The sequence below is a fragment of the Burkholderia sp. CCA53 genome (genome assembly GCF_001685525.1).
GTDB classification, from domain to species: Bacteria; Pseudomonadota; Gammaproteobacteria; order Burkholderiales; family Burkholderiaceae; genus Burkholderia; species Burkholderia multivorans.
Genome location: NZ_BDDJ01000002.1, coordinates 888,420 through 913,070 on the forward strand (window position 1 = coordinate 888,420; position 24,651 = coordinate 913,070).

General features: G+C 61.5%; 17 protein-coding genes and 2 pseudogenes. 7 read left to right on the plus strand and 12 right to left on the minus strand.

Going from position 1 to position 24,651, the window contains the following annotated elements:
* Positions 1-43: 43 nt before the first annotated feature.
* A complete protein-coding gene (locus BCR55_RS20430; protein WP_012217659.1) occupies positions 44-1,333 on the minus strand; it encodes an MFS transporter in 1,290 nt (429 codons plus the stop codon).
* A 326-nt stretch (positions 1,334-1,659) separates the two neighbouring features.
* Between BCR55_RS20430 and BCR55_RS20435 the strand changes: the two genes are divergently transcribed.
* Both BCR55_RS20435 and BCR55_RS20440 read left to right on the plus strand, forming a co-directional pair.
* Positions 1,660-3,138, plus strand: coding sequence for a DNA-3-methyladenine glycosylase 2 family protein (locus BCR55_RS20435; protein ID WP_065495684.1), 1,479 nt, complete (start codon positions 1,660-1,662; stop codon positions 3,136-3,138).
* Complete coding sequence (locus BCR55_RS20440; protein WP_006404451.1) at positions 3,135-3,668, plus strand: methylated-DNA--[protein]-cysteine S-methyltransferase; 534 nt, start codon at positions 3,135-3,137, stop codon at positions 3,666-3,668. Before BCR55_RS20435 ends, BCR55_RS20440 begins: the two co-directional genes overlap by 4 nt.
* 40 nt (positions 3,669-3,708) lie before the next feature.
* Here BCR55_RS20440 and BCR55_RS20445 read toward each other — a convergent pair whose 3' ends face one another.
* Positions 3,709-4,206, minus strand: a complete 498-nt coding sequence (locus BCR55_RS20445) for an Lrp/AsnC family transcriptional regulator (protein WP_065496691.1) — start codon at positions 4,204-4,206, stop codon at positions 3,709-3,711.
* Between the two features lie 157 nt (positions 4,207-4,363).
* Between BCR55_RS20445 and glmS the strand changes: the two genes are divergently transcribed.
* Positions 4,364-6,193, plus strand: a complete 1,830-nt coding sequence (gene glmS / locus BCR55_RS20450) for a glutamine--fructose-6-phosphate transaminase (isomerizing) (RefSeq protein ID WP_065495686.1) — start codon at positions 4,364-4,366, stop codon at positions 6,191-6,193.
* Between the two features lie 574 nt (positions 6,194-6,767).
* Here glmS and BCR55_RS33950 read toward each other — a convergent pair.
* Entirely contained in the window at positions 6,768-7,073 is a 306-nt protein-coding gene (locus BCR55_RS33950; RefSeq protein ID WP_083211854.1) for a Mov34/MPN/PAD-1 family protein, read from the minus strand.
* A gap of 74 nt (positions 7,074-7,147) precedes the next feature.
* Between BCR55_RS33950 and BCR55_RS20455 the strand changes: the two genes are divergently transcribed.
* On the plus strand, positions 7,148-7,483 hold the full coding sequence (locus BCR55_RS20455; protein WP_065495688.1) for a hypothetical protein: 336 nt from the start codon (positions 7,148-7,150) through the stop codon (positions 7,481-7,483).
* Positions 7,467-7,664 carry a BPSL0761 family protein gene (locus BCR55_RS20460; RefSeq protein WP_065495692.1) on the plus strand — a complete coding sequence of 66 codons (198 nt, stop codon included), beginning with the start codon at positions 7,467-7,469 and terminating at the stop codon, positions 7,662-7,664. Before BCR55_RS20455 ends, BCR55_RS20460 begins: the two co-directional genes overlap by 17 nt.
* Positions 7,665-7,758: 94 nt before the next feature.
* On the opposite strand, the gene BCR55_RS32625 is transcribed toward BCR55_RS20460, so the two are convergent.
* From BCR55_RS32625 to BCR55_RS20480, 5 genes and pseudogenes are all read right to left on the minus strand, one after another.
* Positions 7,759-12,081, minus strand: coding sequence for an NACHT domain-containing NTPase (locus BCR55_RS32625; protein WP_139094064.1), 4,323 nt, complete (start codon positions 12,079-12,081; stop codon positions 7,759-7,761).
* A gap of 113 nt (positions 12,082-12,194) precedes the next feature.
* Positions 12,195-12,515: pseudogene (locus BCR55_RS33955) on the minus strand (hypothetical protein); the annotation flags it as partial.
* A 24-nt stretch (positions 12,516-12,539) separates the two neighbouring features.
* Positions 12,540-13,073: a DUF4238 domain-containing protein gene (locus BCR55_RS33960; RefSeq protein ID WP_083211855.1), complete on the minus strand. Its 534-nt coding sequence runs from the start codon at positions 13,071-13,073 to the stop codon at positions 12,540-12,542.
* 227 nt (positions 13,074-13,300) lie between these two features.
* On the minus strand, positions 13,301-14,713 hold the full coding sequence (locus tag BCR55_RS20475) for a hypothetical protein (RefSeq protein WP_065495698.1): 1,413 nt from the start codon (positions 14,711-14,713) through the stop codon (positions 13,301-13,303).
* Positions 14,714-14,773: 60 nt separating this feature from the next.
* On the minus strand, positions 14,774-15,901 hold the full coding sequence (locus tag BCR55_RS20480; protein ID WP_139094065.1) for a hypothetical protein: 1,128 nt from the start codon (positions 15,899-15,901) through the stop codon (positions 14,774-14,776).
* Positions 15,902-16,151: 250 nt separating this feature from the next.
* Here BCR55_RS20480 and BCR55_RS20485 point away from each other — a divergent pair, with 250 nt between their 5' ends.
* Positions 16,152-16,691 (plus strand): acetoacetate decarboxylase family protein, encoded by a 540-nt coding sequence (locus BCR55_RS20485; RefSeq protein ID WP_217491748.1) that lies wholly within the window; start codon positions 16,152-16,154, stop codon positions 16,689-16,691.
* 663 nt (positions 16,692-17,354) lie between these two features.
* Here BCR55_RS20485 and BCR55_RS33550 read toward each other — a convergent pair.
* Positions 17,355-17,582, minus strand: a pseudogene (locus BCR55_RS33550) (short-chain dehydrogenase); the annotation flags it as partial.
* Between the two features lie 547 nt (positions 17,583-18,129).
* Here BCR55_RS33550 and BCR55_RS20505 point away from each other — a divergent pair.
* Positions 18,130-19,608 (plus strand): aminotransferase class V-fold PLP-dependent enzyme, encoded by a 1,479-nt coding sequence (locus BCR55_RS20505; protein ID WP_065495710.1) that lies wholly within the window; start codon positions 18,130-18,132, stop codon positions 19,606-19,608.
* A 152-nt stretch (positions 19,609-19,760) separates the two neighbouring features.
* Here BCR55_RS20505 and BCR55_RS20510 read toward each other — a convergent pair whose 3' ends face one another.
* From BCR55_RS20510 to BCR55_RS20520, 3 genes are all read right to left on the minus strand, one after another.
* Complete coding sequence (locus BCR55_RS20510; RefSeq protein ID WP_006404456.1) at positions 19,761-20,150, minus strand: hypothetical protein; 390 nt, start codon at positions 20,148-20,150, stop codon at positions 19,761-19,763.
* 93 nt (positions 20,151-20,243) lie between these two features.
* Entirely contained in the window at positions 20,244-22,094 is a 1,851-nt protein-coding gene (locus BCR55_RS20515) for a peptidase S10 (RefSeq protein WP_065495712.1), read from the minus strand.
* Between the two features lie 714 nt (positions 22,095-22,808).
* Positions 22,809-24,620: an ExeM/NucH family extracellular endonuclease gene (locus BCR55_RS20520; protein WP_065495715.1), complete on the minus strand. Its 1,812-nt coding sequence runs from the start codon at positions 24,618-24,620 to the stop codon at positions 22,809-22,811.
* Positions 24,621-24,651: the final 31 nt, after the last annotated feature.

Below are 24,651 nucleotides of genomic sequence, written 5' to 3' on the forward strand. Positions count from 1 at the left end.
GCGTGCGCCGCCTATCGCGGCGCGCACGCGCGAACGACTACCGTCATGCATCGAGCTTCGCCGGCTTCATCTTCGGCGTCAGCGCATGCATGATCGCGAGCGCGAGCAGATACGCGAGCGCGCCGATCGCGAACAGCACCCAGTAGTGGCCGGTACGCTGCAGCACCTGCCCGATCACTTCGGAGAACAGCACGCCGCCGATCGAGCCGGCCATCCCGCCGATCCCGACCACCGATGCCACCGCGCGGCGCGGAAACAGATCGGACGCCGTCGTGAACAGGTTCGCCGACCAGCCCTGATGCGCGGCAGCCGCGAGACCGACGATCAGCACCGCCGCCCACAGGTTCTGCACCTGCGACACGAATGCGATCGGCAGCACGCAGCATGCGCAGATCAGCATCGCCGTCTTGCGCGCGCGGTTCACGCTCCAGCCCGCGCGCAGCAGCATCGACGAAATCCAGCCGCCGCCGATGCTGCCGACCGTCGTCAGCGCGTAGATGCAGACGAGCGGCAGGCCGATGTGCTGCATGTCCATCCCGCGCGATTCGTTCAGCCACTTCGGCAGCCAGAACAGATAGAACCACCAGACCGGGTCGGTCAGGAACTTGCCGATCAGGAACGCCCACGTCTCGCGCTTGCGGATCAGTTCGCGCCAGCGCGGCGCACCGGCGTCGGCGTTCGCGGCGTCGAGCGCCTCGGCCTCGTCGCGCGGCTCGTCGTATTCGGCGGCGAGCGCACGCGTATCGGCCGCGCGGTAGAACACGAGCCACACCGCGAGCCAGACGATGCCGATGGCGCCGACGATCACGAACGCCGCACGCCAGCCGTACGCGACCGCGATCGCCGGAATGATCGCCGGCGCGAACACCGCACCGATGTTCGCGCCGGAGTTGAAGATGCCGGTCGCGAGCGCGCGTTCGCGGCGCGGAAACCATTCGGCGGTCGTCTTGATCGCGGCCGGGAAGTTGCCGCCCTCGCCGATGCCGAGCAGCGCCCGCACGAACGCGAAACCGGCCACCGAGCCGACCGCCGCGTGCAGCATCGCGGCAATGCTCCATACCAGCATCGCGACCGCATACGAGATGCGCGTGCCGAGCCAGTCGACGATGCGCCCGAACCCGAGCAGGCCGATCGCATAGAACGCCGAGAACGCCATGACGATCCGGCCGTACTGCACCTGCGTCCAGCCGATGTCGTGCTGCAGCATTGGTGCGAGCAGGCCGAGGATCTGCCGATCCATGTAGTTGATGACGGTCGCGAAGAACAGCAGCGCGCAGACAGTCCAGCGGTAGCGGCTGGCGGCGCGCACGACGCCGACGACGGCAGATTGCATGAATGTCTCCATGCGCGGCCGCGCCTGTCGGGCCGCACGGTATGACCTGACCGGCGACAGGCGCCGGGGCGGGCGGCGGCGCATCGCTTGCACGGCGCGGCCGGTCGCCGATCGATGTTGGGAAAACGTTTTTCAAAGAATAGGGCGTCGGGCGGCGCGCTGTCAGTCGGGGATTTCGATGAGTCATCTCAATTTGTCGGCGCCGAAAAGAGACGACTGTTTCGCAGTGTGGCATTAACCGTTTTTTCGGCGGTTTTCCGGGGTGCGCGCGGCCTGCCCGGAGGACGGATACACATGTCCGATTTCAGCCAGAAGCGACGAGGCGGATGGTTTACAGTCGTCGCATGCGCCTCGATCCCGACATTTGCTACGACGCCCTGCTGGCGCGAAACCGCCGTTTCGACGGCTGGTTCTTCGTCGGCGTGCGCACGACCGGCGTGTACTGCCGCCCCGTTTGCCCCGTGAAGCCGCCGAAAGCGCAGAACTGCCGCTACTTTCCGACCGCGGCGGCCGCCGAGAAGGCCGGCTTCCGTCCGTGCATGCGTTGTCGCCCCGAGCTCGCGCCGGGCCACGGCCTGCTCGACGTGTCGGGCAATCTCGCGAATGCCGCCGCGACGCTGATCGACGACGGGTTCCTGAACGGCCGCTCCGTCCACGCACTCGCGCAGCGCGTCGGCGTGACCGAGCGCCATCTACGCCGGATCTTCGCCGCGCGGTTCGGCGTATCGCCTGTGGAATTCGCGCAGACGCAGCGGCTATTGATGGCGAAGCGATTGCTGACCGACACCGCATTGCCCGTGGCCGTCGTCGCGTCGACGGCCGGGTTCGGCAGCGTCCGCCGCTTCAACGATCTGTTCCTGCAGCGCTATGGGCTGAACCCGCTGCGCTTGCGCAAAAGCGCTGCGGCGGGCGCGTCGGCCGGCGAGGACATGACATTCCCGCTGCCGTACCGCCCGCCGTTCGCCTGGCATGAGCTGATGCGCTTTCTCGCGCAGCGGCAGATCGACGGTGTGGAATGGATCGACGCGCAGCGCTATCTGCGCGCCGTCGACCTGCCGGCGCCGCGCGGTACCGGCCGCGTGACGGGCTGGGTGTCCGTCTCGCACGTGCCGCACCGGTTCGCGCTCGCCGTCACCGTGTCGCCGGCGCTGACGCCGGTCGTGCCGACCGTGCTCGCGCGCGTGCGGCGGCTGTTCGACCTCGACAGCCGTCCCGACGTGATCGACCCGCATCTCGGCGAACTCGCCGACGGCTCGCCGGGCCTGCGCGTGCCGGGCGCGTTCGACGGCGTCGAGATCGCGATCCGTGCGATCGTCGGCGAACATCTCGCGACGACGCATGCGGATGCGGTGCTCGCGCGCCTCGCCGCGCATTTCGGCGCACGCGTGGACGGCGCGCCGCCGACACTCGCACACGCGATGCCTGCTGCATCGACGCTCGCCGCGCTGCTGCCCGCGGCGCTTCGGTCGATCGGCGTCGCGCGCGACGCGGCAGACGCGATCGTGTCGCTCGCGCGGGCGGTTGCCGTAGGCACGCTCGCCCTAGAACCGATGGCGCCGCTCGACGCGACGCTCGCCGCGCTGCGCGCGATGCCGGGCTTCGACGAGCACGCGGTGCAGTACGTTGCGATGCGCGCGATGGCGTGGCCGAATGCGTTTCCCGCGGATGAACCGTTGTTGCTCGCGACGCAGGCCGACGACCGCGCGGCTGCTGTATTCACTTTGCGGCGTACGAGCCGTTGGGCGCCGTGGCGCGCGTATGCGGCGCTGCATGTGTGGCGCCTTCATGGAGACGCTTTGCGATGACGCCCGCTCATCTGATTCCGAGCCCATTGGGCGACATCGCCGTGCGTATCGAGGACGATGCGCTGACCGGACTGTTCTTCGTCGGGCAGAAGTACTATCCGTCGCTCGCGATCGCGTCGGGCGCAGACGTGTACCGCACGTCGCCCATTGCGCGCACGGTCGCCGACGAGATAGCCGAATACTTCGCCGGCGCACGCACGACGTTCTCGGTGCCGGTCCATCTGCGCGGTACCGCGTTTCAGCGAAGCGTGTGGAAAGAACTGCTCGCGATTCCGTTCGGCACGCTCGTGTCGTACGGCGAGCTGACCGCGCGCGTCGGACTACCGGCGAGTGCCGCGCGTGCCGTCGGTGGCGCGGTCGGACGGAACCCCGTGTCGATCATCGTGCCGTGCCATCGCGTCGTCGGTGCCTCGGGGAGCTTGACCGGCTATGCGGGCGGCATCGAACGCAAGCGCGCGTTGCTGTCGCTTGAAGGTGCGGGCTTGGGGCATGGGGGGTGGTATTCGGGGCAGCAGGTGCTGGCTTTCTGATTGCTTCGGTCGCCGCTCGTCGCTCGCCGCGAGTGTTCCCCTACTCCCCGCCGCGCTTGCGCATCGCATACCCGACGCGCGCATTGGTCTCGAATTTCGCGCGATGCGTCGAGAAGAACGTCCGCACATTGCGGACGTTCGACGCGCCCGTGAACAGCCGGCGAGCGAATTCATCGTATTCGGCGACGTCGGCCAGATCGGCGATCACGACGAAATCGGGCCCCGGCGACACGCGGTAGCACTGCGTGACCGCCGGCTCCGCGCAGACGTACGCTTCGAAAGCGTCGTAGTCTTCGGCCGTCTGCCGGTCGAGGCTGATCTCGATGATTGCCGTGACGGCCGTGCCGATCGCGACCGGATCGAGCATCGCGACCTGCCGGCGGATCACACCCGCTTCCGTCAGGCGGCGCACGCGGCGCATGCAGGTAGGCGGCGACGACAGCGCGCGTTCGGCGAGTTGCAGGTTCGACACCGACGCATCGTCCTGCAGGATCGCGAGAATGCGCAGGTCGAGATCGTCGAGGGTGATGCCGGGCATCGGCGGCTCCTTGCTGTCTTCTACGTGAAATTCAATTTCAACATGATAGCGCGTCGCCATGTCATTTCATTTTCGCTTGTATTTTGAAATTTAATTCCACAATGTCGCCCCTACCATCGCTGTCACGGATTCAGACACGACTTTTAGGGAGCGCGATATGTGTGGAATTGTCGGGGCGGTGGCCCAGCGGGACATCCTGCCGAACCTCGTCGACGGCCTGAAGCGGCTCGAATACCGCGGCTACGACTCGTGCGGTGTCGTCGTCTACCGCGACCGCGCGCTGGCGCGGGCGCGTAGCGTCGATCGCGTCGCCAACCTGCAGCGCGACATCGCCGCGCAGGCACTGTCCGGCTACACCGGCATCGCGCATACGCGCTGGGCGACGCACGGCGCGCCCGTCACGCTGAACGCGCATCCGCATTTCTCGCCGAGCGACACCGACGCACGCATCGCGCTGTCGCACAACGGGATCATCGAGAACTGCGATCAACTGCGCGCGGAACTCGAAACGCACGGCTACGTGTTCGCGAGCCAGACCGACAGCGAGGCGATCGCGCATCTGATCGATCATCTGTACGACGGCGATCTGTTCGATGCCGTGCAGCGCGCCGCCGCACGTCTGCGCGGCAGCTACGCGATCGCGGTGATGTGCCGCGACGAGCCGCACCGGATCGTCGGCGCGCGCGACGGGATGCCGCTCGTCGTCGGCGTCGGCGACGGCGAGAACTTCCTCGCGTCCGACGCGATCGCGCTGTCGGGCATCACCGATCGCATCACGTATCTGGAGAACGGCGACGTCGCCGATATCCAACTGCATCGCTACTGGATCGTCGACGCAGCCGGGCAGCGCGTCGAACGCCCGGTGCAACGGGTGGCTGCGCACAGCGGCGCGGCCGATCTCGGCTCGTATCGCTACTACATGCAGAAGGAGATTTTCGAGCAGCCACAGGCCGTCGCGGACACGTTGCTCGATGTCGCGTCGATCATGCCCGAGCTGTTCGGCGACGGCGCATGGCGCGTGTTCAACGACGTCGATTCGGTGCTGCTGCTCGCCTGCGGCGGCAGCTACCACGCGGCGCTCACCGCGAAGTACTGGATCGAGAGCATCGCGAAGCTACCGACGAACGTCGAGATTGCGAGCGAATTCCGCTATCGCGACAGCGTGCCGAATCCGCGCACGCTGGTCGTGGCGGTATCGCAGAGCGGCGAGACGGCCGACGTGCTCGGCGCGGTACACGTCGCGAAGCAACGCGGGATGATGCACACGCTTGCGATCTGCAACGTCGCGACGAGTGCGCTGATGCGCGAATGCGCGCTGCAATTCGTCACGCGGGCGGGGATCGAGATCGGCGTCGCATCGACGAAGGCGTTCACGACGCAGCTCGTCGCGCTGTTCCTGCTGACGCTGTCGCTCGCGCAGGTCCGCGGCCGGCTGAGCGACGACGACGAGCACGCGCATCTGCGCGCGCTGCGCCACCTGCCCGACGCGATGTCGAAGGTGCTCGCGCTGGAGCCGCAGATCATGGGCTGGTCGGAACTGCTCGCGCGGCGCGACGACATGCTGTTCCTCGGACGCGGGATGCATTACCCGATCGCGCTCGAGGGCGCGCTGAAGATGAAGGAGATTTCGTATATCCACGCGGAGGCGTATCCGGCCGGCGAACTCAAGCACGGGCCGCTCGCGCTCGTCAGCAACGAGATGCCGGTGATTGCGGTCGCGCCGAACGACACGCTGCTCGAGAAGCTGCGGTCGAACATGCACGAGGTCAGCGCGCGCAACGGAAAGCTGTTCGTGTTCGCGGATGTGGATTGCGGGTTGTCGCCGAGCGAGGGGATCGAGGTGATTCGGCTCAATGAGTACTATGGGCCGCTGTCCCCGATCCTGCATACGATTCCGATGCAACTGCTCGCGTATCACGCGGCGCTGGCGAGAGGGACGGATATCGACAAGCCGAGGAATTTGGCGAAGTCGGTGACGGTGGAGTGAGGGGGGCGGTGGGCATTGCAAAGGTGCTCAGGTGCATTAATTTCGGTTACGAAGCCCCGATTCAGTTTTGGTTACGCGGCTCTTTCCGGCCGCTGAGCCGCACCTGGCAAGCGGTAACCAAAACTAATGCCTCGGGGGGCGCTGGAGCATTTTCTAGCGCCCGTCGTTTGCGCGCGGCACCTCGGATTTCGCCTTCACGACGCATCGGCCCCTGGAAGCCGCCGTCGAGTCAAGAGGGCTCCACGCGAGCCGTTCGGCGAGCGACACCAACCGAGGCTATGTCTTCAGCAGCTGCGCCCATGGAGGAAGGTTTGAAGCGTTGGCGCGCGATAAGCGATGCCTTTTAGACGCTTAAGCAGCGATGGACGAGGAGGAATGCCATCACATGGCCCGAATGCCCTCCGGCCATCATTGTTCCACTTTGCGGGGCGTCCTGCGGCTTCACGGTTGCGGGGAGCATTCGTCCGCTATTCATTTCAACTTTCGCTAGGCACGTCGGCGGTTTCCCCACGCAGTTCGCCACGTCGGCCCGCTCCGACCCACAGCACGTTGCGAGTACCTAGAATCAGAAACATCATGAAGTCGCTTTTTTTGCGCAAATCTTTCGCAATTCCCCGGTATCGATTGACGACGGTGTAGGGACAGCTTCCGGATGGGTATGCCACTCGCCGAGGTAGTCCATTGTCTCGCGGTCGGCTTTCCAGAGGTCAAGAGCTATTTTCTGCTGCCCATGTGCCTGTCGTCGAAAACCGTAACGGTGTTGGGTATCACCTGATTGCGGAGTCGTTACCGTCGACACGTGAAGATGCATGCCCCTCCGATAGCCCAGCAGGATGCCACCGGACTCTGGCGCTGTAGGGTCCGTTTGCCGAAAGCGCATCCGTCGACAGCACGAACGGTTCAATCAGAATTCGCGCGTCTTCGTGGAATGGGTGTCGAAAGCAGGAGGCCGCAATGCCCGTCTGGAAACTACGCTCCTCCACCGAACTACCGAGGATTCCGCTGTCTCGATGGGCCATATTCGAGACGGTGGAGGGGAGCCGGCATTTTGTCGGCGTGGACATGTTGGATTCGTCGGGGCGTGTCAGTTCCGCGATAGTGCGGTTCGACCCGGTAACTTTGCAGGGTACAACCCGGAGCGGACGCATCTATCAGTTGGTCGGCAAGAACGGTTCGTCTTTGAATGCTGAGTACGTCTGGAAGAGATGGTGCGAACTGAACGAGGTCACGTCATACACCGACGTCACCAAACGTCTGCTTGACGGTGCTGACGATGACGACCCCACGTGAGCGCACGAAAGCCGTTGTCGGCACGCGAGAATTCTTGCTGATGCTCGCTTCTGCCGAGGAGGTAACCGTCCGAGGCGTTCAAACGATGGCGATACGCCTGCTCAGGCACTATCCGCTGGACATCGACCTCGACGTTTCGGCCGCTGCATTGCCGGGTGTCTGGGCGATTCCCGAACGCTGAAGACGTATCGGGACCGTAGCGGTATTGCGTCGTCAAGGCGGGCGATTTATCAGAAGGATTCCGCTGCGATACCATTCCGTCATGACCACCTGACTCATCCTTGTCGGTGTCGAGGGTCAGAAAAGTCGATGCCGACGACTGTCAATCCATGGACGTTGTCCGGGAACAGTGAAAGCAACTCGCTCGCCCTTGCCTGAAGAAGCGAGATAAGTTCTGGGAAACGGATAAGCGCGTTATCACTTGGACGTCTCCATTTTCGCGTCGGTTCAGTGTTGCCAACAGCATAGATGCCATAGTTGACACCTTCGGCCCGCAAATACTGGCCAACGAGCTGTATCTCCAAACGTTCCAGCAGCTGCTCGACCGTCCAACCAAGGTTCGCTAACTTCACTTCAACTGGAACAGCATTAAGCCCAGGAACCTCGATGCGAAGGTCTGGTCGCTGGTTCAGGTCTACCGTGGATTCTTGGGTAACCGCAAACCAGCTCAGGGACCGGTCGTCGAGTTGCCGTTTGAGGAATCCCTGAAAGTGCGCTTCTTTGTCGTCGGCACGTACCTGCAGTCGGTCAGTCGCATTCTCAGAAATCTCTACATTGGCCTTAATCTCGACGAGGAGACGAGTCGCCAGCTCGTATAGCTGGTAGTTCGAGCGAGGCTTGTGCCGATAGTGGGTGCCGAATGACCGTACGTCTTCTGGGAACCAGGCCGTGGGGTCAGCTTGCTTACCATTTCTCTCGTCCTGTATGCTCCAAATCCATTCAATGTCGTCTGGCAGAGTTCTGTTCTCAAGGAAACTTCGCAATACTGAGTCGCATTCCGGCGAATCCGATGTGCGCAGCACTTCCCACAGCCTCGCTCGGAAGTCCTGTGCGTCGTCGCGAGCGACAGGCGAATACGCTCCCTGGTTTGTCCGGTCAATATCATCTTCTCGACGAACATGCCGGCAGACCAAAGGAAGCAGGCGGGCCAAGGACGCTGGCGACAGATACGAAGCGCGCCCCACCGGTACCTCTCCGCCGAAGCGGCCACCTAGACTCGCACAGAGCGAAATGACCAGGTCGTCGGCTTCCCCCTGAGCGGGGCAGCCCGCCACAACGGATTCGAGATGCGCAATCGCCGGCAAGGCGTCCAATTTGAGCCACACACTCATCCATGTCCGCCAGCGGCTGTGGGAGGGTACATATTGCTTCACTCGGGTTTGCGCGAGGCTCGCAAGGTCGTCATAGTATGCATCACTCGTTCGCAGCAGCGCCGTTGTAGCCTGCTTGAGAACGTCATTGTGCAGTGGGTCAACACTCGACAAGGTGCGCCAGACGGCAATAGCAGACGCTCTAGTTGGCGACTTCGCTGCGGCCAGCTTGGAGGTCACCTCATAGACGTGCGGCAGGTCAGCAGCATATTTGAATTCGGCATCTATAGCAGGAGACAGAGCGTCCGCCACCTCGTCTGGAAACGCTTGCGCGAGAGCTTCGAACCATGCCGGCAGGCCGTTGAGTTCACAACAAGCAAACCTCACCGCACGCGTCACATCGGCTTCTCTAAAGTCGGCAAACGTTAGACGGCCGGCCTCCCATTCCGATTGAAGCGCAATCAGACCAAAGGTCGACCGAACATCGACAGAATTTTTTTCTTTCCGTTCGTGTGGTAGCTCTGGAGAATAGGTCAGCCAGAAATTGAGGCACCCCGCTTCAGCAGCCGCAGCCGGCGCGCGCCCCCACTTGGCGCGAACTTTCTCCCAAGCCACCACGCCATATTTCGTCGCACTGCTATCGTGCATTACTTCAACCAGGTAGCGAATAGCACGTGGGTACTGGCCCGAACGAATTCCTGAAAGATGAGTCCACAACCACAGCTTCCATCGAATTTCGTTTCGTCGACGCTCCCACGTCATTTTCCTCATTGTCCACCAGTGTGCATCGAGGAAGCGTTGACGCACATACTTATCATATCGCCTATGAAATGGCGCTATCACTCGGTTCTTAAGATGCGAGAGGACAAATGGACGAAGGTCCTCGTGAGTCAATGTCCGACGTAGCTGCCATACAACAGCTGATAGGGACTTATGCGTCCTCCATGACAGTAAGAGCGCCGCCTCGATAGCGACCCGCCTGTCACCTGCGTCTGTGCAATTGAGACTATCAGAAATCATCCACTCCAAATCCGCGCGACTCCATGGGAGCACGCTGTGATAAGGGTCGAGCCTATGCGCTGGTGGCTCCTTTTTTTCAGTTGCGCGAAAGTGAGCAACACGTCGCCAAAAAATAGCTCGACGCATCCCAAGATTGCTTTCCAGTGCACCCCGAATTTTCTCCAGCTCCAGCTTCTCGTCGGAATCGCCTGCGCCCTCAAACATAGTCCTATGTTCGACTTGCAAGATGGCCTTGAATATCGCATCGATTTCTGTATCGGAGTATGAAAATTTTTCTAAAGCAGCGGCCAGTGCTGGCGCGATAAGCTCTGAGACCCAGTAGTAATGTTCGGATATGCGGCGCGACGTACTAAGTGGCTCCCGCGCCAACATAGCGACGACGCCTTCCAGAAATGGCATCGCGTTGCTGTTGTCGAGAGACTCCGCCAGCTTAGACTTAATCGAATTCCGGAACTCTATTTCATGGCGGCTTACGGACGTAGCCCTTTGAAGAAGCTCGAGAGCGCCATCGACGGATATGCAAGTCGGGAAAAGCGTCTCAAAGAGATAACCAAGAGTCTTATTGTCAATGTTCTCGACGAGCCGATAACCGTCTGCGAGCCTAAGTTTATGGGCTTCCGTCCCCGCATCGCGAACCGTTAGAACCGCATAGCGGCGTATATCCTCCGAAGTTGTAGCGCCTTCGAATAGCGCGACGACGCTTTCGACGCATTCCGTGAGCTTGCCCTCCATGACTATCATCAACAATCGGGCCTTCAAACCATCTGAGACTTCGTTGTCAAGAAGGTGGGTGGAAATATCTGCTGCAAGCCCGGAGTCTGCAATTCGAGCAAGAGATTCGAGGTCTACTTCGATTGGAACGTACTCGCGGCTACGGTACTTTTTTACAATGGCCGCAAGAACTCGTTTGCGATAGTGAATCGGCAGCGCCGCCGGGTCCCCCCATTGAAGATGAATTTCCGGCGCCGTCTCTAACAATAGGTTTTCAAGCCGACCACGCCATGCAGAGGCATCAGGCTTCACCAGCCAAGCAGCAACGGGCTTCATCGAAGCGCGCAGCGTCGTTGTACCGTTAGACTGAGCGAACAGTAGTTCCCGCAGAGATTCAAACGGACAGTTATGTTCCATCAGGCGCTCAAACCAGGACGCCGCGAGGTACTCTACGTGTGACCGATGGTGGAAAGAAAGTGCACCGCGGCTTTCCGAATCGAATAACGCTCGGTCGAGCAACGCTCGCCTTTCCTGTGATGTCCAATCGCTCGGAAGAACAAGGTCGGCCGCGATGTGCCTTTGACCGGAAATATGAGCGTCGTCAGGGACAGCGAACTTTAGGTTCTTGCAAAGTACTGCTGCCGCCGCGAGATATTCGGCGCCTGCCCTCGCACGCTCGGGCGTCAGAGGGTCACTCCGCTCTTTGTTGGATACTTCGGCAAGTAGCTTCCGAACCATGTATTCCGTCAATGCCGTCAGACCGCTCAGTTGCCGATTTTCCTTCCAATAGCTGTACAGGCTTGCGACATCGAGCGGACGACCAGCAAAAGGCCAAGCATTGTGCTTACTCAACGCTTCCAGAAATTCCTGTGCATTCAGAATGCCTTTGCTCTGGGCGTAAATGCGAACCTGGTCCGGTGTGAGCGGAAGGATTGTGGTAACGAGAACCTCCTCCGGCGTCGCTTCCGGCTTTTCGGGCGGAGCTACGAACCGCTCTCTTATGGCGTTGCGGTCCGTCTGCGGGCGCCATTCACTAATTCTCGAGCTCACTACCAGCTGCGCCCGAAATCGAGCAGGACCGAGCGCTTTTCCAAGCCGGTCAAGCGCGGCGATGAAATCATCGTCGCGCTTTAACTTTGACTCATCGACTGAGTCAAGCAGGAAGAGCGCCGTACCGGTCGACTTCTTCCATCGCTCGAGTCTGGCTAACTCCTCGTCAGACAGGATAGCGTTGATGTCTTCGGTCACTAATTGTTCGAGACGCAAGAAAAAACCATCGGGACGACGGCGTTGTTGAGCGCGCAACTCCTCCGACTTCCCGCTGCCCGGTTCACCAAGTATAACGATTAAGCGGTGGCACAAAAGTTCCTGCCAGTCCAGTGTTGAATAATGGCTAACGTATGCCGAAACATAGCTTTGATTCGCGATGTCAGCAATCGACTCTTCATCGCGATAACGCTGAAATCTTCGGCCGAGTTCAACGAAACCACCGACGTGCTTCTCGATAGACTCCGGTAAAGCTGCGTCTGCCGAAAAAAAAGTTGTCTTTGCGTCCACAGTTGCCCCCGGGCAATTTCGGTTGTTTTTTGCAATTTACGGTAACCCAGAGCGTCCCAATCAACCGCGCTCGTTCGCCGCGCGATAAGCATAGGATGCAACAATCGAGAACGCTAGCCGACGCGCAACGGGGGCTGCCATTGACGCCTGTTGATTCGCGTCCGGCGGACGAGGTTCTCGACAAGCATCGAGTCTCTACCGAAAACGTAGTGCTGTGCTTGGTTGACCACCGCAAGGTTTACGCGTCGCACCTGGTCACGGGTAAACGGCCTCTGCGTCATTTGATCACCGATGCCAGACATTGCCAGCGCTGACGCTTGCGACAATGGAAGGATGGTTATCACCTCCGGGGAGAGGAAGCCTGCGCCGGCATATACGTCCTCTTGCGGCTGGTCCCGCCAAACCCTGCAAACCGGACTATCGCTAGTAACAAAGGAGGTGCGCTCCGATTCGCGACGCTAGATAGTCCAGTTCAGCTGCAGGAAAACGTGAGCAAATCTCGGCGCATGTCGCAGCATCACGCCAATGGCCTCGACCCGGCCAACTGCTGCGTCCGGTGGTTCTGGTAGTGCCTCCACCTCCTCACGTCCGGCTCCATGCGCCCGAAAAGCCTCCAGCCAAGCTGCATGCGCGGGTGTTCGCGTGTGCTGAAACGCCACATACGTTGCCAGCACCATCCGGTCTTCGTCACTCAAGTCGCCGCCGTTGTCGACACGCTGAATCGAGCGGCTGGCTGCCGTCTCGACCTCGCTGAGCGCCACTTCAATGTCAAAGAATCGGTTGCCCTGTTCATCTTCGTAAGCGTAATAATCGCGCCGATGAGCGACTTCTGCAGGTCGCTGAGTGCGATATGCATTCCGAACGCGGTCATAAACAGCAAGCCCTGGGGCGTCTTCGACACAAAAACCTTCGAGGTAAAAACGCGGGACGAAATGGTGATGCCGAGGCTTGTTCGTCTGCGCTCCTCCGTTTCCAGGCGAACGCCCGGCTATGCACGTCGACTACCCACAGCGCCTTGCAGACCAGGACATCATAATGGCTTGTATTATGGGTTTCGTGAGCATCTCGGTCCCCGCTTCATCGCTTACGCTTTCGCGCTCCGGCCGCCTTTCCCGCGCCAGCGCATCTGTGACTCGCTTGATACGGAGCCTGTTGTTACAGGCCGGCCGGGTTCAGGAGAGACGAGACACTTTACTCGGCCTAGCTGTCCTCACTGTCCTCAGTGCGCGAACAATTCGTTTGCCGGATGTCTTAAGTCACGGTTCATTGCCTCCGAGGCCTGACGATGACGGTAGCTGAACCGTCGAAGAGTATGCTTGAGCAATTCGCTCGCGTAGGATGACAGCTTATAACGTTGCAGCATCTCATTCGCCACGTCGATATGTCCGAAAAATAGCAATGAGTTCAGTACGTGCTCCAACGCCAGTGGCTTATCCATGAGGTAGAAGGCAGATTGACGCCATCTCGCTTCGCCGGCATCACGGTCTGCCACGAGGTCGCGAATAGATAGCTCACGCTCTCGTTCAAATTCCTCGGTATGCCTCAAGTTGTTCCTCGAGAAGTAGTACAAAGCCCTGATTTCACCGAGCGCCTCTGGGGACATATCAGTCATGAGTCTCGGCCAAATTTCGGCCCGCAATGCGGCGCGCGCACGTATTTCCGCCAGGATACCTGAATCGTCGTTGCCGACTTCTGCATCGAGTAAGGCGTCATTCCCGTCGGACGCCCGAACGTAACGTTTCTTCAAATCGTCAAGATCAATAAATTTGCACCACGAATCGAAATAGAGAGTGAGCTGCGTTGTCTTCACATGAGCGAGCGGCAGAGGGGCCTCAATAATCGCAGCCATCTCGATGTTTCCCTCGATGACTTTCACCGCTCGAGACAACTCGTTGGAACTGATATTGAAGCGTTTTCGAATCTCGGCCTTTGCTACATCGAGCTCCTCTGTACCCCACGCAGCTCTCGGAGGTAGTTGATAGGCGATGCATACAAGGTCGAATCGCGAGAGGCGCGCAGTGTAAGTCCCGTGCCGATACTCATCACCAAGGACATTTCCTTGGTAATTCAACGTTTTCAAGCCATCAATCAGCACGGGAAATTTCTCCCAGAGAACTCCAAGGTTGATTATCGCAAGCTCCGTGAGGTGTTTTTGATTCTCCCGCCCAAACGGATAGCGAAAAACCTGCCCAGTGGCATCTATCTTTGCAAAATCCGATATGGCCGTGTCCAGCGGCTCTATGACCGTCTTATAGCGCGAGTCGAGTGCGATTGCGTGCTCTTTGAAATGACGCCACAATTTGCCGATATCGTGCGATGTCTGGACGTCGATGTCCGGCAGGCGATAATCATGATGAACCAGTGGGCGCAACGATTCGATAGCCGCCTTTATGTACAGTTCTATCGCGTGGCGCATGTTAAAGCAGATAGGGTAAACAAAGGTGTCTGTCGGATACTTCAGGCCTCGGTGACGCAGCACCTGCTCGAGCAGCACCTGCGCAGCGTTTGCAAAGCCTTCAGCATAATCCACGATGTCAGGCGAGCCGTTGTCCCCTACGCAAGCATTCGCCCAGGACGGTTCGGCGTTTCTGAATGTTTCGTTGGCAAATTTATGCGACATGTCGTATTGCATAGCTTGCGGTCGGAGCATGATTTTACGCAACAGCTACGGTTTCGCCATGCCGAATGCGCTTCAATCCCCTTCCCCCTGCTCCCATAACGCACGAACGTCACGAGCGCCGAAGCGCAGTCGCGGAAACTCGCCGAGTGCGCGCGCGGCGTCGAAGACCTGAAAATAGGCTCCAAGGAAACTGCCTTGATTTGGGCAAAAAATCGTATATTTATGCAACTCGGCATAGTCGAGCGCTATACATGGCAGCTTCGTCTGGTCGAACGCGCTGAACAAAGACTTGCTGTACTCGGCATAGGTGTCGATGAATAGTTCTCGAACAATAACCAACGACAGAAGATAGTGCTTGCTGATGTCTACACAGACCTCGCGTTCACCAACAATCATGCGGAACGGTCGTGTGGCATTCGCGTAACCCACTGCGCCTACTACCTGCTTCAGGGCATCGTTTACCTGATGCACCGACATCAGCTTCTTCCTTTTCAAGGTGCGCTGTAGCGTTTTCTCTGTATTCGGTGAGTCCTTCGCCTGCACAATCAGACACAGGTCGTCGGTTATGACGATGACGTCCGCAATTTCTTCGTTGTCGTAGTGACGCCTCGGCGCGTGGTAAATCTGCTCAGGCTTGAAGACCCGCTGGAGCATCAAAATGATGTCAAGCTCCTGAAATGCTCCTGGCTCCTCACGCTCCAGCGACGTGATTGCGTACCCTTGGCCGCCGTGAAACTGGTACATCTGTGGGCGTGTGTCGGTTATCGTCAAGTCTTCCGGAAACAAAGGTTCCTCGAATCGCACGGAAATCGCGTCAGCGTCGTCGGCCGCTGTTCTGAGGCCAAACCATATGTTCGCCTGCTCATGTGCATGACCGAAGCTTGAGTCGCTTAGCGAAGGAAACCTCGCGTGCTCTAAGCGCATCTGCGCCATCAGAGGAACATCGACCTCGGCTCTATAACCTAACAGCTCACGATTCTGTTCATCAAATATGTGGACCAGACTCTCACGCCTGCTCAATAGATGCAGAATGTCGAGGGATGGCCCGTCATCCACCAGAAGACGCCATAACGTCAGCGGACAATCCTCGTCGTCAAAAAATGCGCTCATCAACCCTACCGTTGACTGCCCGTTCAGTTCAACAGGGACGACGTAAATCTTGAATCCTCGATTCATCTTCGCCGGGAGGAGATAAGACACCGGCATCTTCAAGACGAGCCGCAGCGTGCCCTCTTCCGGCGCACGTACACAATGGATACCCCCGGGATAGCCGAGGACCTCTCGATAAAGTTCTGGTCGTTCTATCGAAAGCACTGTCCAGTACCTCGCAGTTCAGAATCTAACTTCCGTAGCCGGATGCACCGCGCACGCCTGCGTCAGAGCTTACCGCAACGAAGGCACCGCCACCAGCCGCTTGTAGATGTGGGATAAGCAATATGAAGGCACGACGATGCTTTACATCCTGGTCAGCGGCGACATGCCTGTTTCCATTGGACGCGAGATGTGGGGAGAGCCGAAGAAGACCGGTTTCGCGCAACTCTACGTCGACGGTCATCAGATGCATGGCTACGGCGAACGCGATGGGGTGCGTCTCATCGAAGTCGACGGCGAATTTGGACCGGACCTTGGGCCCGTTGAGATGGAAGGTCTCGACTTTGAACTGAAGGCCACGCTGCACGGGAGCGGCTTTGGTTTGCAGGACGACGTAGTGCTCACCTGCATGAAGAACCGGGAATCGTATCGGGTGCGTCGCGAAGGTAACGTCAGCCTGAAATTCAATGGGAATGAAATGGCCCCCCTTCATACGATTCCCGTGGTCAAGGTCGGCAAGGCCTACTATTCACAGGGCGAGTCTTCGTGGACAGTTCCGTGGTTCGACGTTCTCTCCGACCGCGCGGCACACGTTCCCTACATCTACGGTCAGAAATACGACGACTTCCGATTCTTTCCGACTGCTCGTCGATTTCGTCACGGCGGCGACCTGAAGTAGTTTGACGGCAGGGAAGCAACAGACGCCGTTGGCCCACGTCGTCGGCCTTGAGAAACGTCTTCGACAGCTCAAGCGGGCTACCCGGTTGGCCGAGGTTGTGGGCTTCGGCGAAGACGTCGATGCACTCGGGGTTGCGCTCGGTCTCGAGCAGCTGCGCCAGGTCCATGTTTGCCTGCACGTGCCCCTGGCGCGCAGCTCGTCGACCTGGAGGGCACGGTTGCTCGAGGCTCGCGCGTCCGCGTAACGCTGCCGCGAGGAGTCCGCCTTCTGCTGTCCTCAGCCGACTGGGTTCGTGTTGAGCGCTCGCCAAGCGAGCGTTTGCGGGAGTGTCCGCCGCGTCGCACGAAGATTGCTTCAGGATTAGTGATAGCGGACTTCCCAGTCGTCACTCTGCGATAACGCAAAAGCGGACACCGAAGCAATAACTCAGAAATCAGACGCGCACAGCGTTCCACCTGCACATCAGTAAGAGAAGCGCCAGTGCGGGTCCCACTGGCAACGTACGTAACCGAAACTGTTGGAAAGCGAGTGTTTGGATGTTGATGATGGACACACAAACATCCGTCGGATTCGACGATATCGGGGCGGTCACCCAAGTCATTGATTTGCCGAGAAAGTTCCTGGCGTAACGGAAACTAGCGGTGGCGCGTAACCAGAATTAATGTACATCAGCAAAGGCCCGGGAAGCGGCAGCACATGCCGAATCGATGTGACATGCACGCTGACGCCCGACCCTTGTGCGAGCATCGACGAGCAGAAGCGCGCGATCAAGCCTGACGGCCGGCATCAGGTTCAGGCCGAGCTCCTTCTGCCACTCGTCGTCACTCGGCGCGGCAAAGCCACCGGCGGGCGCGCTCGACGCGCCAGCACGTTCACCACGATGGCGATGCCCGCCAGGCGCGTGAGTTCAAGATCGAAGCTCATGGCCAAATTCGCAGTCGGATGACGAGATCGCCCGCGACGGTAAAGCGAAAGCGAAGGCGGATAGGACTACCCGGGAAGTTGCCGCTGACGTTTGCGATCACCGTCCTCTGCGCGCAGATGGTCTGCCACGAGACCGGCTCGGTCGTGCATTCGTACTTGCCAATGACTTCGGCATTCCACGCAGCAATAGCCGCACTGCCTCAGTGCTCGAGGGGCAAGTCACTCTGCCCTGCCCTCGACGCGCTGCTGACTTGGGCCGAGCAGCGACCGACGCAGCGTCAGCAGCGCAAGTCGAAGCGCGTTCCCGAGACCGGCAATACCTGCGGCGCCGTGGTCGCGCGGCCGTAACGCGCGGCAGACAGGCATGGCAGGACCGCCAAGAGAACCAAATTCCCCAAATTCCCATCTTTAAAGATTCACTTTCCACATCCGCGCCATTGCACGGCTCATTTTGGAGCCATTTTCCACTGCGCGCGCCGTATCATTTCGCCGTTCCGACGCGCAACAGAAAACCATGAGCGACAGCACCTTGTTCCATTACCTCGACTACGCCGCCACCACGCCCGCGGATTCCCGCGTCATTGAAGCGATGACCGCCTGCCTCGGCTTCGACGGCATCTTTGGCAATCCGGCCTCCAGTTCGCACATCGCAGGCCGCCTCGCAAGACAGAAAGTCGAGCACGCACGCGAACAGGTCGCCGCGCTGATCGGCGCAGACGCAGACGAAATCGTCTGGACGTCGGGCGCCACCGAATCGAACAACCTCGCGCTGAAGGGTTACGCGGACACCGCGAGCGGCCGCCGCCACCTGGTCACGAGCCGCATCGAGCACAAGGCGATCCTCGACACGATGGCGAACCTGTCGAAACGCGGGATGACGGTCACCTATCTGTCGCCCACGCCGGACGGCGAAATCACGGCCGACGCCGTAGCCGCGGCGATCGGCCCCGATACCGGCCTCGTCTCGCTGATGCTCGTGAACAACGAGCTCGGCACGCTGACCGACGTCGGCGCGATCGCGCGCATCGTCCACGCGGCTGGCGCGCTGCTGCACGTCGATGCCGCGCAAGCGCTCGGCAAGACGCCGATCGACGTGCACGCGCTCGGCATCGACATGATGTCGATGTCCGCACACAAGGTTTACGGTCCCAAAGGCATCGGCGCGCTGTACGTGCGCCGCGACATCGCCGAGCGGATCGCGCCGCAGATACATGGCGGCGGCCACGAGCGCGGGCTGCGCTCGGGCACGCTCGCGACGCATCAGATCGTCGGCATGGGCGTCGCCTGCGAACTCGCGGCAGCAAAGCTCGACAGCGAAGCCGAGCGCATTGCAGCGCTCGCCGCGCGCCTGAAGGATGCGGTGCTCGCACTCGGCGACGTCACGCACAATGCGGCCGCCGCCGCGCGCATTCCGCACACGCTGAGCCTGACGGTCGACGCCCCGGGCTTCTTGCCGTTCATGCTGGGCGACACGCTGGCGGTGTCGTCGACGTCCGCATGCAATTCGACGAGCGGCGCACCTTCGCATGTGCTGACCGCGATCGGCCTCGATGCGAGCGCCGCGAGCCGCACCGTGCGCGTCAGCCTGGGCCGCTTCACGACCGAGCAGGACATCGACGCCGCGATCGCGTGCTTCCGGCGCGCGATCGAACAGTGCCGCGCCGCCGCATCGAGCGGCTTCACCGCGGCGCGCCAGATCGCGCCGGCCGACCTGCCCGCGATCCGCGACGCGGGCTATCGCGCCGTCATCTGCAACCGCCCGGACGGCGAAGAAGCCGATCAACCCGCGTTCGCCGAAATCGCGGCAGCGGCACGCGCGCTGGGCCTCGATGCACGCTATCTGCCGGTACGCCGCGACGAAATCGGCGACGCGGACGTCGAAGCGTTCGCGGCACTCGTCGACGCGCTGCCGAAACCCGTGCTCGCGTATTGCCGAAGCGGCAGCCGCGCCGGAATGCTGTGGCATCGGCTGACGATGCGCCGCGCCGCGTAATCACACACGTTCAGCACGTCGCGCGCATCCCGCATGCGCCGCGCGCCCCGCCGCGGCGCTCCCACGCACCACGTACCGCGAACCGCCGCCGTCGCTCCGCGGCGCGCTGATCGAACGGCGACCGGACGCATCCGGTCGCCGTCACCGCTACCTCACTCCTGCTGCTCCTGTTGCTGCTGCAGTTGCCGCTGTTGCAGATACTGCCGCACGTCGCTCATCGTCACGCGTCCGGTATGCTTCGCATCGATCTCGTCGAAGTGCTTGGCGATATAGCCGAGACCGCTGCTCTGCGCCTGCGCCTTCGTCACGGCCGCGCCGTTGCTCAGCACGGTATTGCCGCCGAGCCGTGCATCGACGCGCCGCTGCGCCTGCTGCTGCAGCGTCGTGCCGGTCGACGGCAAGACCGGCGCCACGCGGTGCGAAGGAAAGAACGGGCCGTCGACGCCGCGCGTGCCGTGCGGCAGCTTCACGGGCGCGACGGGCTGCGGCGGCAGCGCGTGCGCGCTGCCGATCGTGGCGGCGACGACGATCAACGGAGACATACGCCGCATCAATTGGATTAGGGACATGATCGCTCGCATTCAATGGATGAACTGGGATTCCCGCGGATCGCCTGCAACGCAGGCGTCCGTCGCTCACAAAGCCGCCGCGACCGCCGTCGCCGCGCCCGAGGCCGGCGTGCTGCCGGTCGGCGTGCCGGCCGGGCTCTGGTCGGGCCACGGCGGCGGCAGCATGCGCAACGTCAGCGCGGTCGGAATCCGGCTGCCCTGATAGAAGCGCTTCAGGTCCCGCTTCATCTGCGGACGTGCTACGTCGTCCAGATAAATCATATGCCCGCCCTGGAAGAAGTTCACCTGCAGCTTCGGGTTCAGGCCCTTCACCGTCTGCAGCCGCGCGAGCTCCTTCTCGGTGCTGAAGAACGGCGTCGCGAGATCGTGATAGCCGTTCTCCGCGAGCACCTGCAGCTGCGGATTGAGCTGCAGCGCGCCGAGCAGATCGGGGATCGTATCCGGCATCGGTTGGCCGTCGTGCGAGAAGTCCCACACCTCGATGATGCTGTCGTTCAGCGGTACGTAAGTCGCGTTCGGCGCGCTGTAGCCGAGATAGTCGGGCAACTGCGTCGCGAGCGCGTTCGTGAACGGCTGCGAAATCAGGATGTCGGACGGATCGCCGTCGGTCTGCAAACGCGGATCCGAATTCGGCAGCGAGACGCGTCCGTCATACCGGCCGATCGTCGTGCCCGGCAGCAGGCTCGTGCCGAACGGATTCGCGTTGAAGTAGCCGCGCAGCGCCTGCTGCGTGAGGCCGGACGGCAACGACCACAGCCGCAGCGTCGCATCGCTCGGGAACACCGGCGTGCCGAGCGCATCGGGGATCCCGAGCTGGCTCAGCACCCACGACTGCGAATACTTCTGCAGCTGTTGGTAGATGAGCGTCGTGAACAGTTCGGTCTGCAGCGCATACAGCCCCTGGTTGACCGGCGCCGGCGACACCTGGTTGAAGTACGCCGCCACCGCCGCATAGCCGGGCAGATAGCCGGCCACGGTGTCGGTGTCGAGCAGCAGCCCTTCGGTCGACTGCGTGATCGCAACCGCTTCGATCGCATCGGCGAAGTAGTTCAGGATCGACGACTGCAGCACGATGCCCGTCAAATGCACGCCGGCGGATTCGAGCGCCAGCGCGAGCATGTCGGTGCGCGGCGTACCGTACGATTCGCCGTACAGATAGATCGGCGAGCTGCTGCGATTGTTGACGGCCAGATAGCGCTGGATGAAGTCGCGCATGATGTTGACGTCGGCGTCCGAACTCCAGAACTTCTGGTTCGTGTTCGGCAGCACCGCTTCCGACAGGCCCGTGCCCGGCGGATCGATGAACACGAGATCGGTCGTGTCGATCAGGCTCTCCTGGTTGTCGACGAGCGGATAGTTCGGCCAGTTCGTGCCGAACAGCGGATCGGGCGTCGCGACGCGCGTCGGCGCGAACGAGCCGAGGCGCAGCCAGATCGACGACGAACCGGGGCCGCCGTTGTACACGAACGTGACGGGCCGCGGCTTGCCGTTCGTGCTCGGCGCGGTATAGGCGACGTACGACATCGACGCTTCCGGATTGCCCTGCGCGTCGGCCGCCGTGAGGTGGCCGGTGGTCGTCGTGTAGTTGACGGTCGTGCCGCCGGACTTCCACGTGTAATGCATGACGGCCGCCTTCTCGGCTACCTGCGTCGGGTCGAGCCCGTCCGTCGCGTTCATCGAATACGCAACCGGATCGACATAAGGCTGGTTCGCGGACGGCGTCGCGCCGTCGGCAGCCTGCTGCGCGCTCGCCTGTCGGCTCGTCGTCGCCTGCGCGAGGCTCGACACGCCGACGGACGACGAATCGTCGCCGCCGCAGCCCGCGAGCACGAGTGTCACGATGGTCAGCACACCTAGCCCGGCCAACCGGCCGCGACGGCCGATGCGGTTGCCGGTACAGCTCCTGTCTGGTTTCATCTCTGTCCTTGGTGTTGGGTGAAATACCGCTTCACAAAGGGCCGCCTGCGCCGGCGACACGCGCGCGCATACCCGCCACGCGCGTGCACGTCGGCATACGGCGGTTGGGATCGACTGCTTCAAGAGACTGAACGTGATACAGACACAGCGACTGCTGGCGTGATCGATACTGGAACGCCCCCTGCCGTGATGACTTCCTTTTATTACCGAAATTTACGACAACACAAAAATAGGCGGTGCTGCGCTGCGTTGTCAAAGATCATTCGGATATTAAGGAGATCGCGATAATGCGCATCCGGATCAGTTGCCGAATGCGGGCGCGCGTAGCGATTGTTCGGGAATAACGCGGGTTTTTCGTCGCTTCAACGCGATTCTTTCTCTTTAACGATCCAACCTGGCTGCGACAGCACGGAAAGCCGTTTCAGCGCGAGTGAAAGCATTCAGATCGCTATATTATTTCTTTCATTTAAATTTCGATAATCGGCTAATTGACGTGTTTTCCGCATATCCGATTGTTTGATACGCACGATTGATTCGCGCGAATGAATCTCGCCGTGCGCTTTCGTCCGAGTCGGAAAGAAAATACCGATTCTTTTAATTCGTTTCGCAATGGCCGGCATTATTTACACGATCGGCCGCGCGCGCATACCGCCGTGAAAACGACAACGGGCGGCCGCGCCGCCCGTCGTCTGCCGCGAACGCGTCGCCGCGCGGCTATCGGCCGCCGCCCGGCAGCGCGATGTCGATCAGCACCGGATCGTGGTCCGACGAGCGATACGCATCCGGCGCGTAGTACGTCTGCTGCTGCTCGGCCGACTTGTACGCGAGCGTGTACTGCAGCGCGACGGGCTCGTCCGCGTTGATGTGCCATTCGTGCACGGCCTTCACGTGCGAGGCGAGCGGCAGCGATGCGAGCGCATGGTCGAGATAGCCGGCTTCGCCGTTGTACACGTAGCTGTACGCGTTCGCACCGATCCAGCGCGACACGAGGTTGCGATAGCCGCGCGATTCGAGCAGGCGGATCGGATCTTCGTACGTGTAGCTGTTGAAGTCGCCGATCAGCAGCACGCCCTGCCCGGCGACGCCGGTCGGCGTACCGGCCAGCCAGTCGGCGAGCTTCGCGGCCGCGCGCGTGCGCGTCGGGTTCCAGCAACCCTGGCCGTCGCCCTGGTCGAGATCGTCGTTGGTCGCATCCGGGCAGTTCTTCGATTTCAGATGATTGACGACGATCGTCAGCGCCTGCTTGCCGCCGATGCGCCGGAACGATTGCGCGAGCGGCTGGCGATTCTTGTCGTCGATCGCAAGCGTCGCCGCGCGGCCGACCGGCTCGACCTTGCGACTGTCGTAGATCATCGCGACCGCGATCGCGTCGCCGCCGAGCCGCGACGTACCCGGATCGACGACGCGCCACGCACCGCCAAGCTTCGCCGCGAGCTGGCGGACCGCGCTCAGTTCGCCGTAGCCGTTGTTCTGTATTTCCATCAGGCCGATCACGTCCGCATCGAGCGCCTTCAGCGCGCTGACGATCTTCGCTTCCTGGCGCTGGAATTCCTGATAGGTCTTCGCGCCGCGATTGTTCGGATCGTCGAAGCCGCCGCCGAGACCGTTGCCGTTGAAATAGTTCAGCACGTTGAACGATGCGACGCGCAGGTTCGCGTGCGGATCGCGCGCCGGTGCGTTCGTGCGCGGGTTCGCGCGCGCATCGAACGTCGGCGCGGCGGCACCCGGCACCGGCTGCACGCGCCAGGCGCCGTAGCGCACTTCGAGCACGCCCTGCACGTCGCGCACCGTGTAGCCCGTACGCAGCGTGTTCGCCGCCGACAGTTGCGGCACCGGATACGGCACGCTCGCCGGGTTCTGCTTGTTCGATCCGTCGTCGAGGATCAGGCGGTTGCGCGCGTTCGCGTCGATCTGCGACTGCGCCTGCGACGGCGGCACGACGCTCGTCGGCGTGCGCAGACGGCCGTTGCTGAGCAGCACGCTGCCGTAGCGGCCGAGCTCGTAGTTGTCGGTGACTGTCAGCGTCTGCGGCAGGCGCACGAGCATCCCTTCATACGCGGCGAACGCGTTCGGGCTGTCGACCGGCAGCGTCAGCGTCGCCGGCGTGACCGTCTGGCCGTTCGCGCAGACGGCGATCGCGCCCGACAGCGTGAGCTGCGTCTGCCCGTACTTCTCCTCGACCTTGCCCGTCACGTGAACGAGATCGCCGGCCTTCGCGCGCGCTTTCGGCGCATAGACGAACAGCCCTTCGGACACGCCCGGCTGGTTGCGTCGCTGCGGGTCGGCCTGCTGCACGAAGAAGCCGCCGAAGCCGTCCGTGCCGCCGAAATCGGCAGTGACGACGGCCTCGATCGATACGTTCTGGCCGGCGAGCGGCGATGGCGCGCCGGGCCCCTGGATGTCGGCGATCGGCGTCGCGCTACCGCCGCAGTTCGCACTGACGGGCGCGGCGGTGACGGCGAGCGCCGGCGCGGCAAGCGCGGGCAACAGCAGCAGCGGGACAAACAGGCGAAGAGTCGAGCGCATCACGGGATCCCGGTTGTAAAGGATCGCGAAA

Excerpts from the sequence above, each read along its gene's own strand:
- BCR55_RS20435 (WP_065495684.1), top strand. The coding sequence starts at position 1,660 with ATGGTTTACAGTCGTCGCATGCGCCTCGATCCCGACATTTGCTACGAC.
- BCR55_RS20515 (WP_065495712.1), bottom strand. The coding sequence starts at position 22,094 with ATGAAACCAGACAGGAGCTGTACCGGCAACCGCATCGGCCGTCGCGGC.
- glmS (WP_065495686.1), top strand. The coding sequence starts at position 4,364 with ATGTGTGGAATTGTCGGGGCGGTGGCCCAGCGGGACATCCTGCCGAAC.
- BCR55_RS20485 (WP_217491748.1), top strand. The coding sequence starts at position 16,152 with ATGCTTTACATCCTGGTCAGCGGCGACATGCCTGTTTCCATTGGACGC.
- BCR55_RS20445 (WP_065496691.1), bottom strand. The coding sequence starts at position 4,206 with ATGCCCGGCATCACCCTCGACGATCTCGACCTGCGCATTCTCGCGATC.
- BCR55_RS20510 (WP_006404456.1), bottom strand. The coding sequence starts at position 20,150 with ATGTCTCCGTTGATCGTCGTCGCCGCCACGATCGGCAGCGCGCACGCG.
- BCR55_RS20505 (WP_065495710.1), top strand. The coding sequence starts at position 18,130 with ATGAGCGACAGCACCTTGTTCCATTACCTCGACTACGCCGCCACCACG.
- BCR55_RS20455 (WP_065495688.1), top strand. The coding sequence starts at position 7,148 with ATGCCCGTCTGGAAACTACGCTCCTCCACCGAACTACCGAGGATTCCG.
- BCR55_RS20440 (WP_006404451.1), top strand. The coding sequence starts at position 3,135 with ATGACGCCCGCTCATCTGATTCCGAGCCCATTGGGCGACATCGCCGTG.
- BCR55_RS20460 (WP_065495692.1), top strand. The coding sequence starts at position 7,467 with ATGACGACCCCACGTGAGCGCACGAAAGCCGTTGTCGGCACGCGAGAA.
- BCR55_RS33950 (WP_083211854.1), bottom strand. The coding sequence starts at position 7,073 with ATGCGCTTTCGGCAAACGGACCCTACAGCGCCAGAGTCCGGTGGCATC.
- BCR55_RS20520 (WP_065495715.1), bottom strand. The coding sequence starts at position 24,620 with ATGCGCTCGACTCTTCGCCTGTTTGTCCCGCTGCTGCTGTTGCCCGCG.
- BCR55_RS20475 (WP_065495698.1), bottom strand. The coding sequence starts at position 14,713 with ATGCAATACGACATGTCGCATAAATTTGCCAACGAAACATTCAGAAAC.
- BCR55_RS20430 (WP_012217659.1), bottom strand. The coding sequence starts at position 1,333 with ATGCAATCTGCCGTCGTCGGCGTCGTGCGCGCCGCCAGCCGCTACCGC.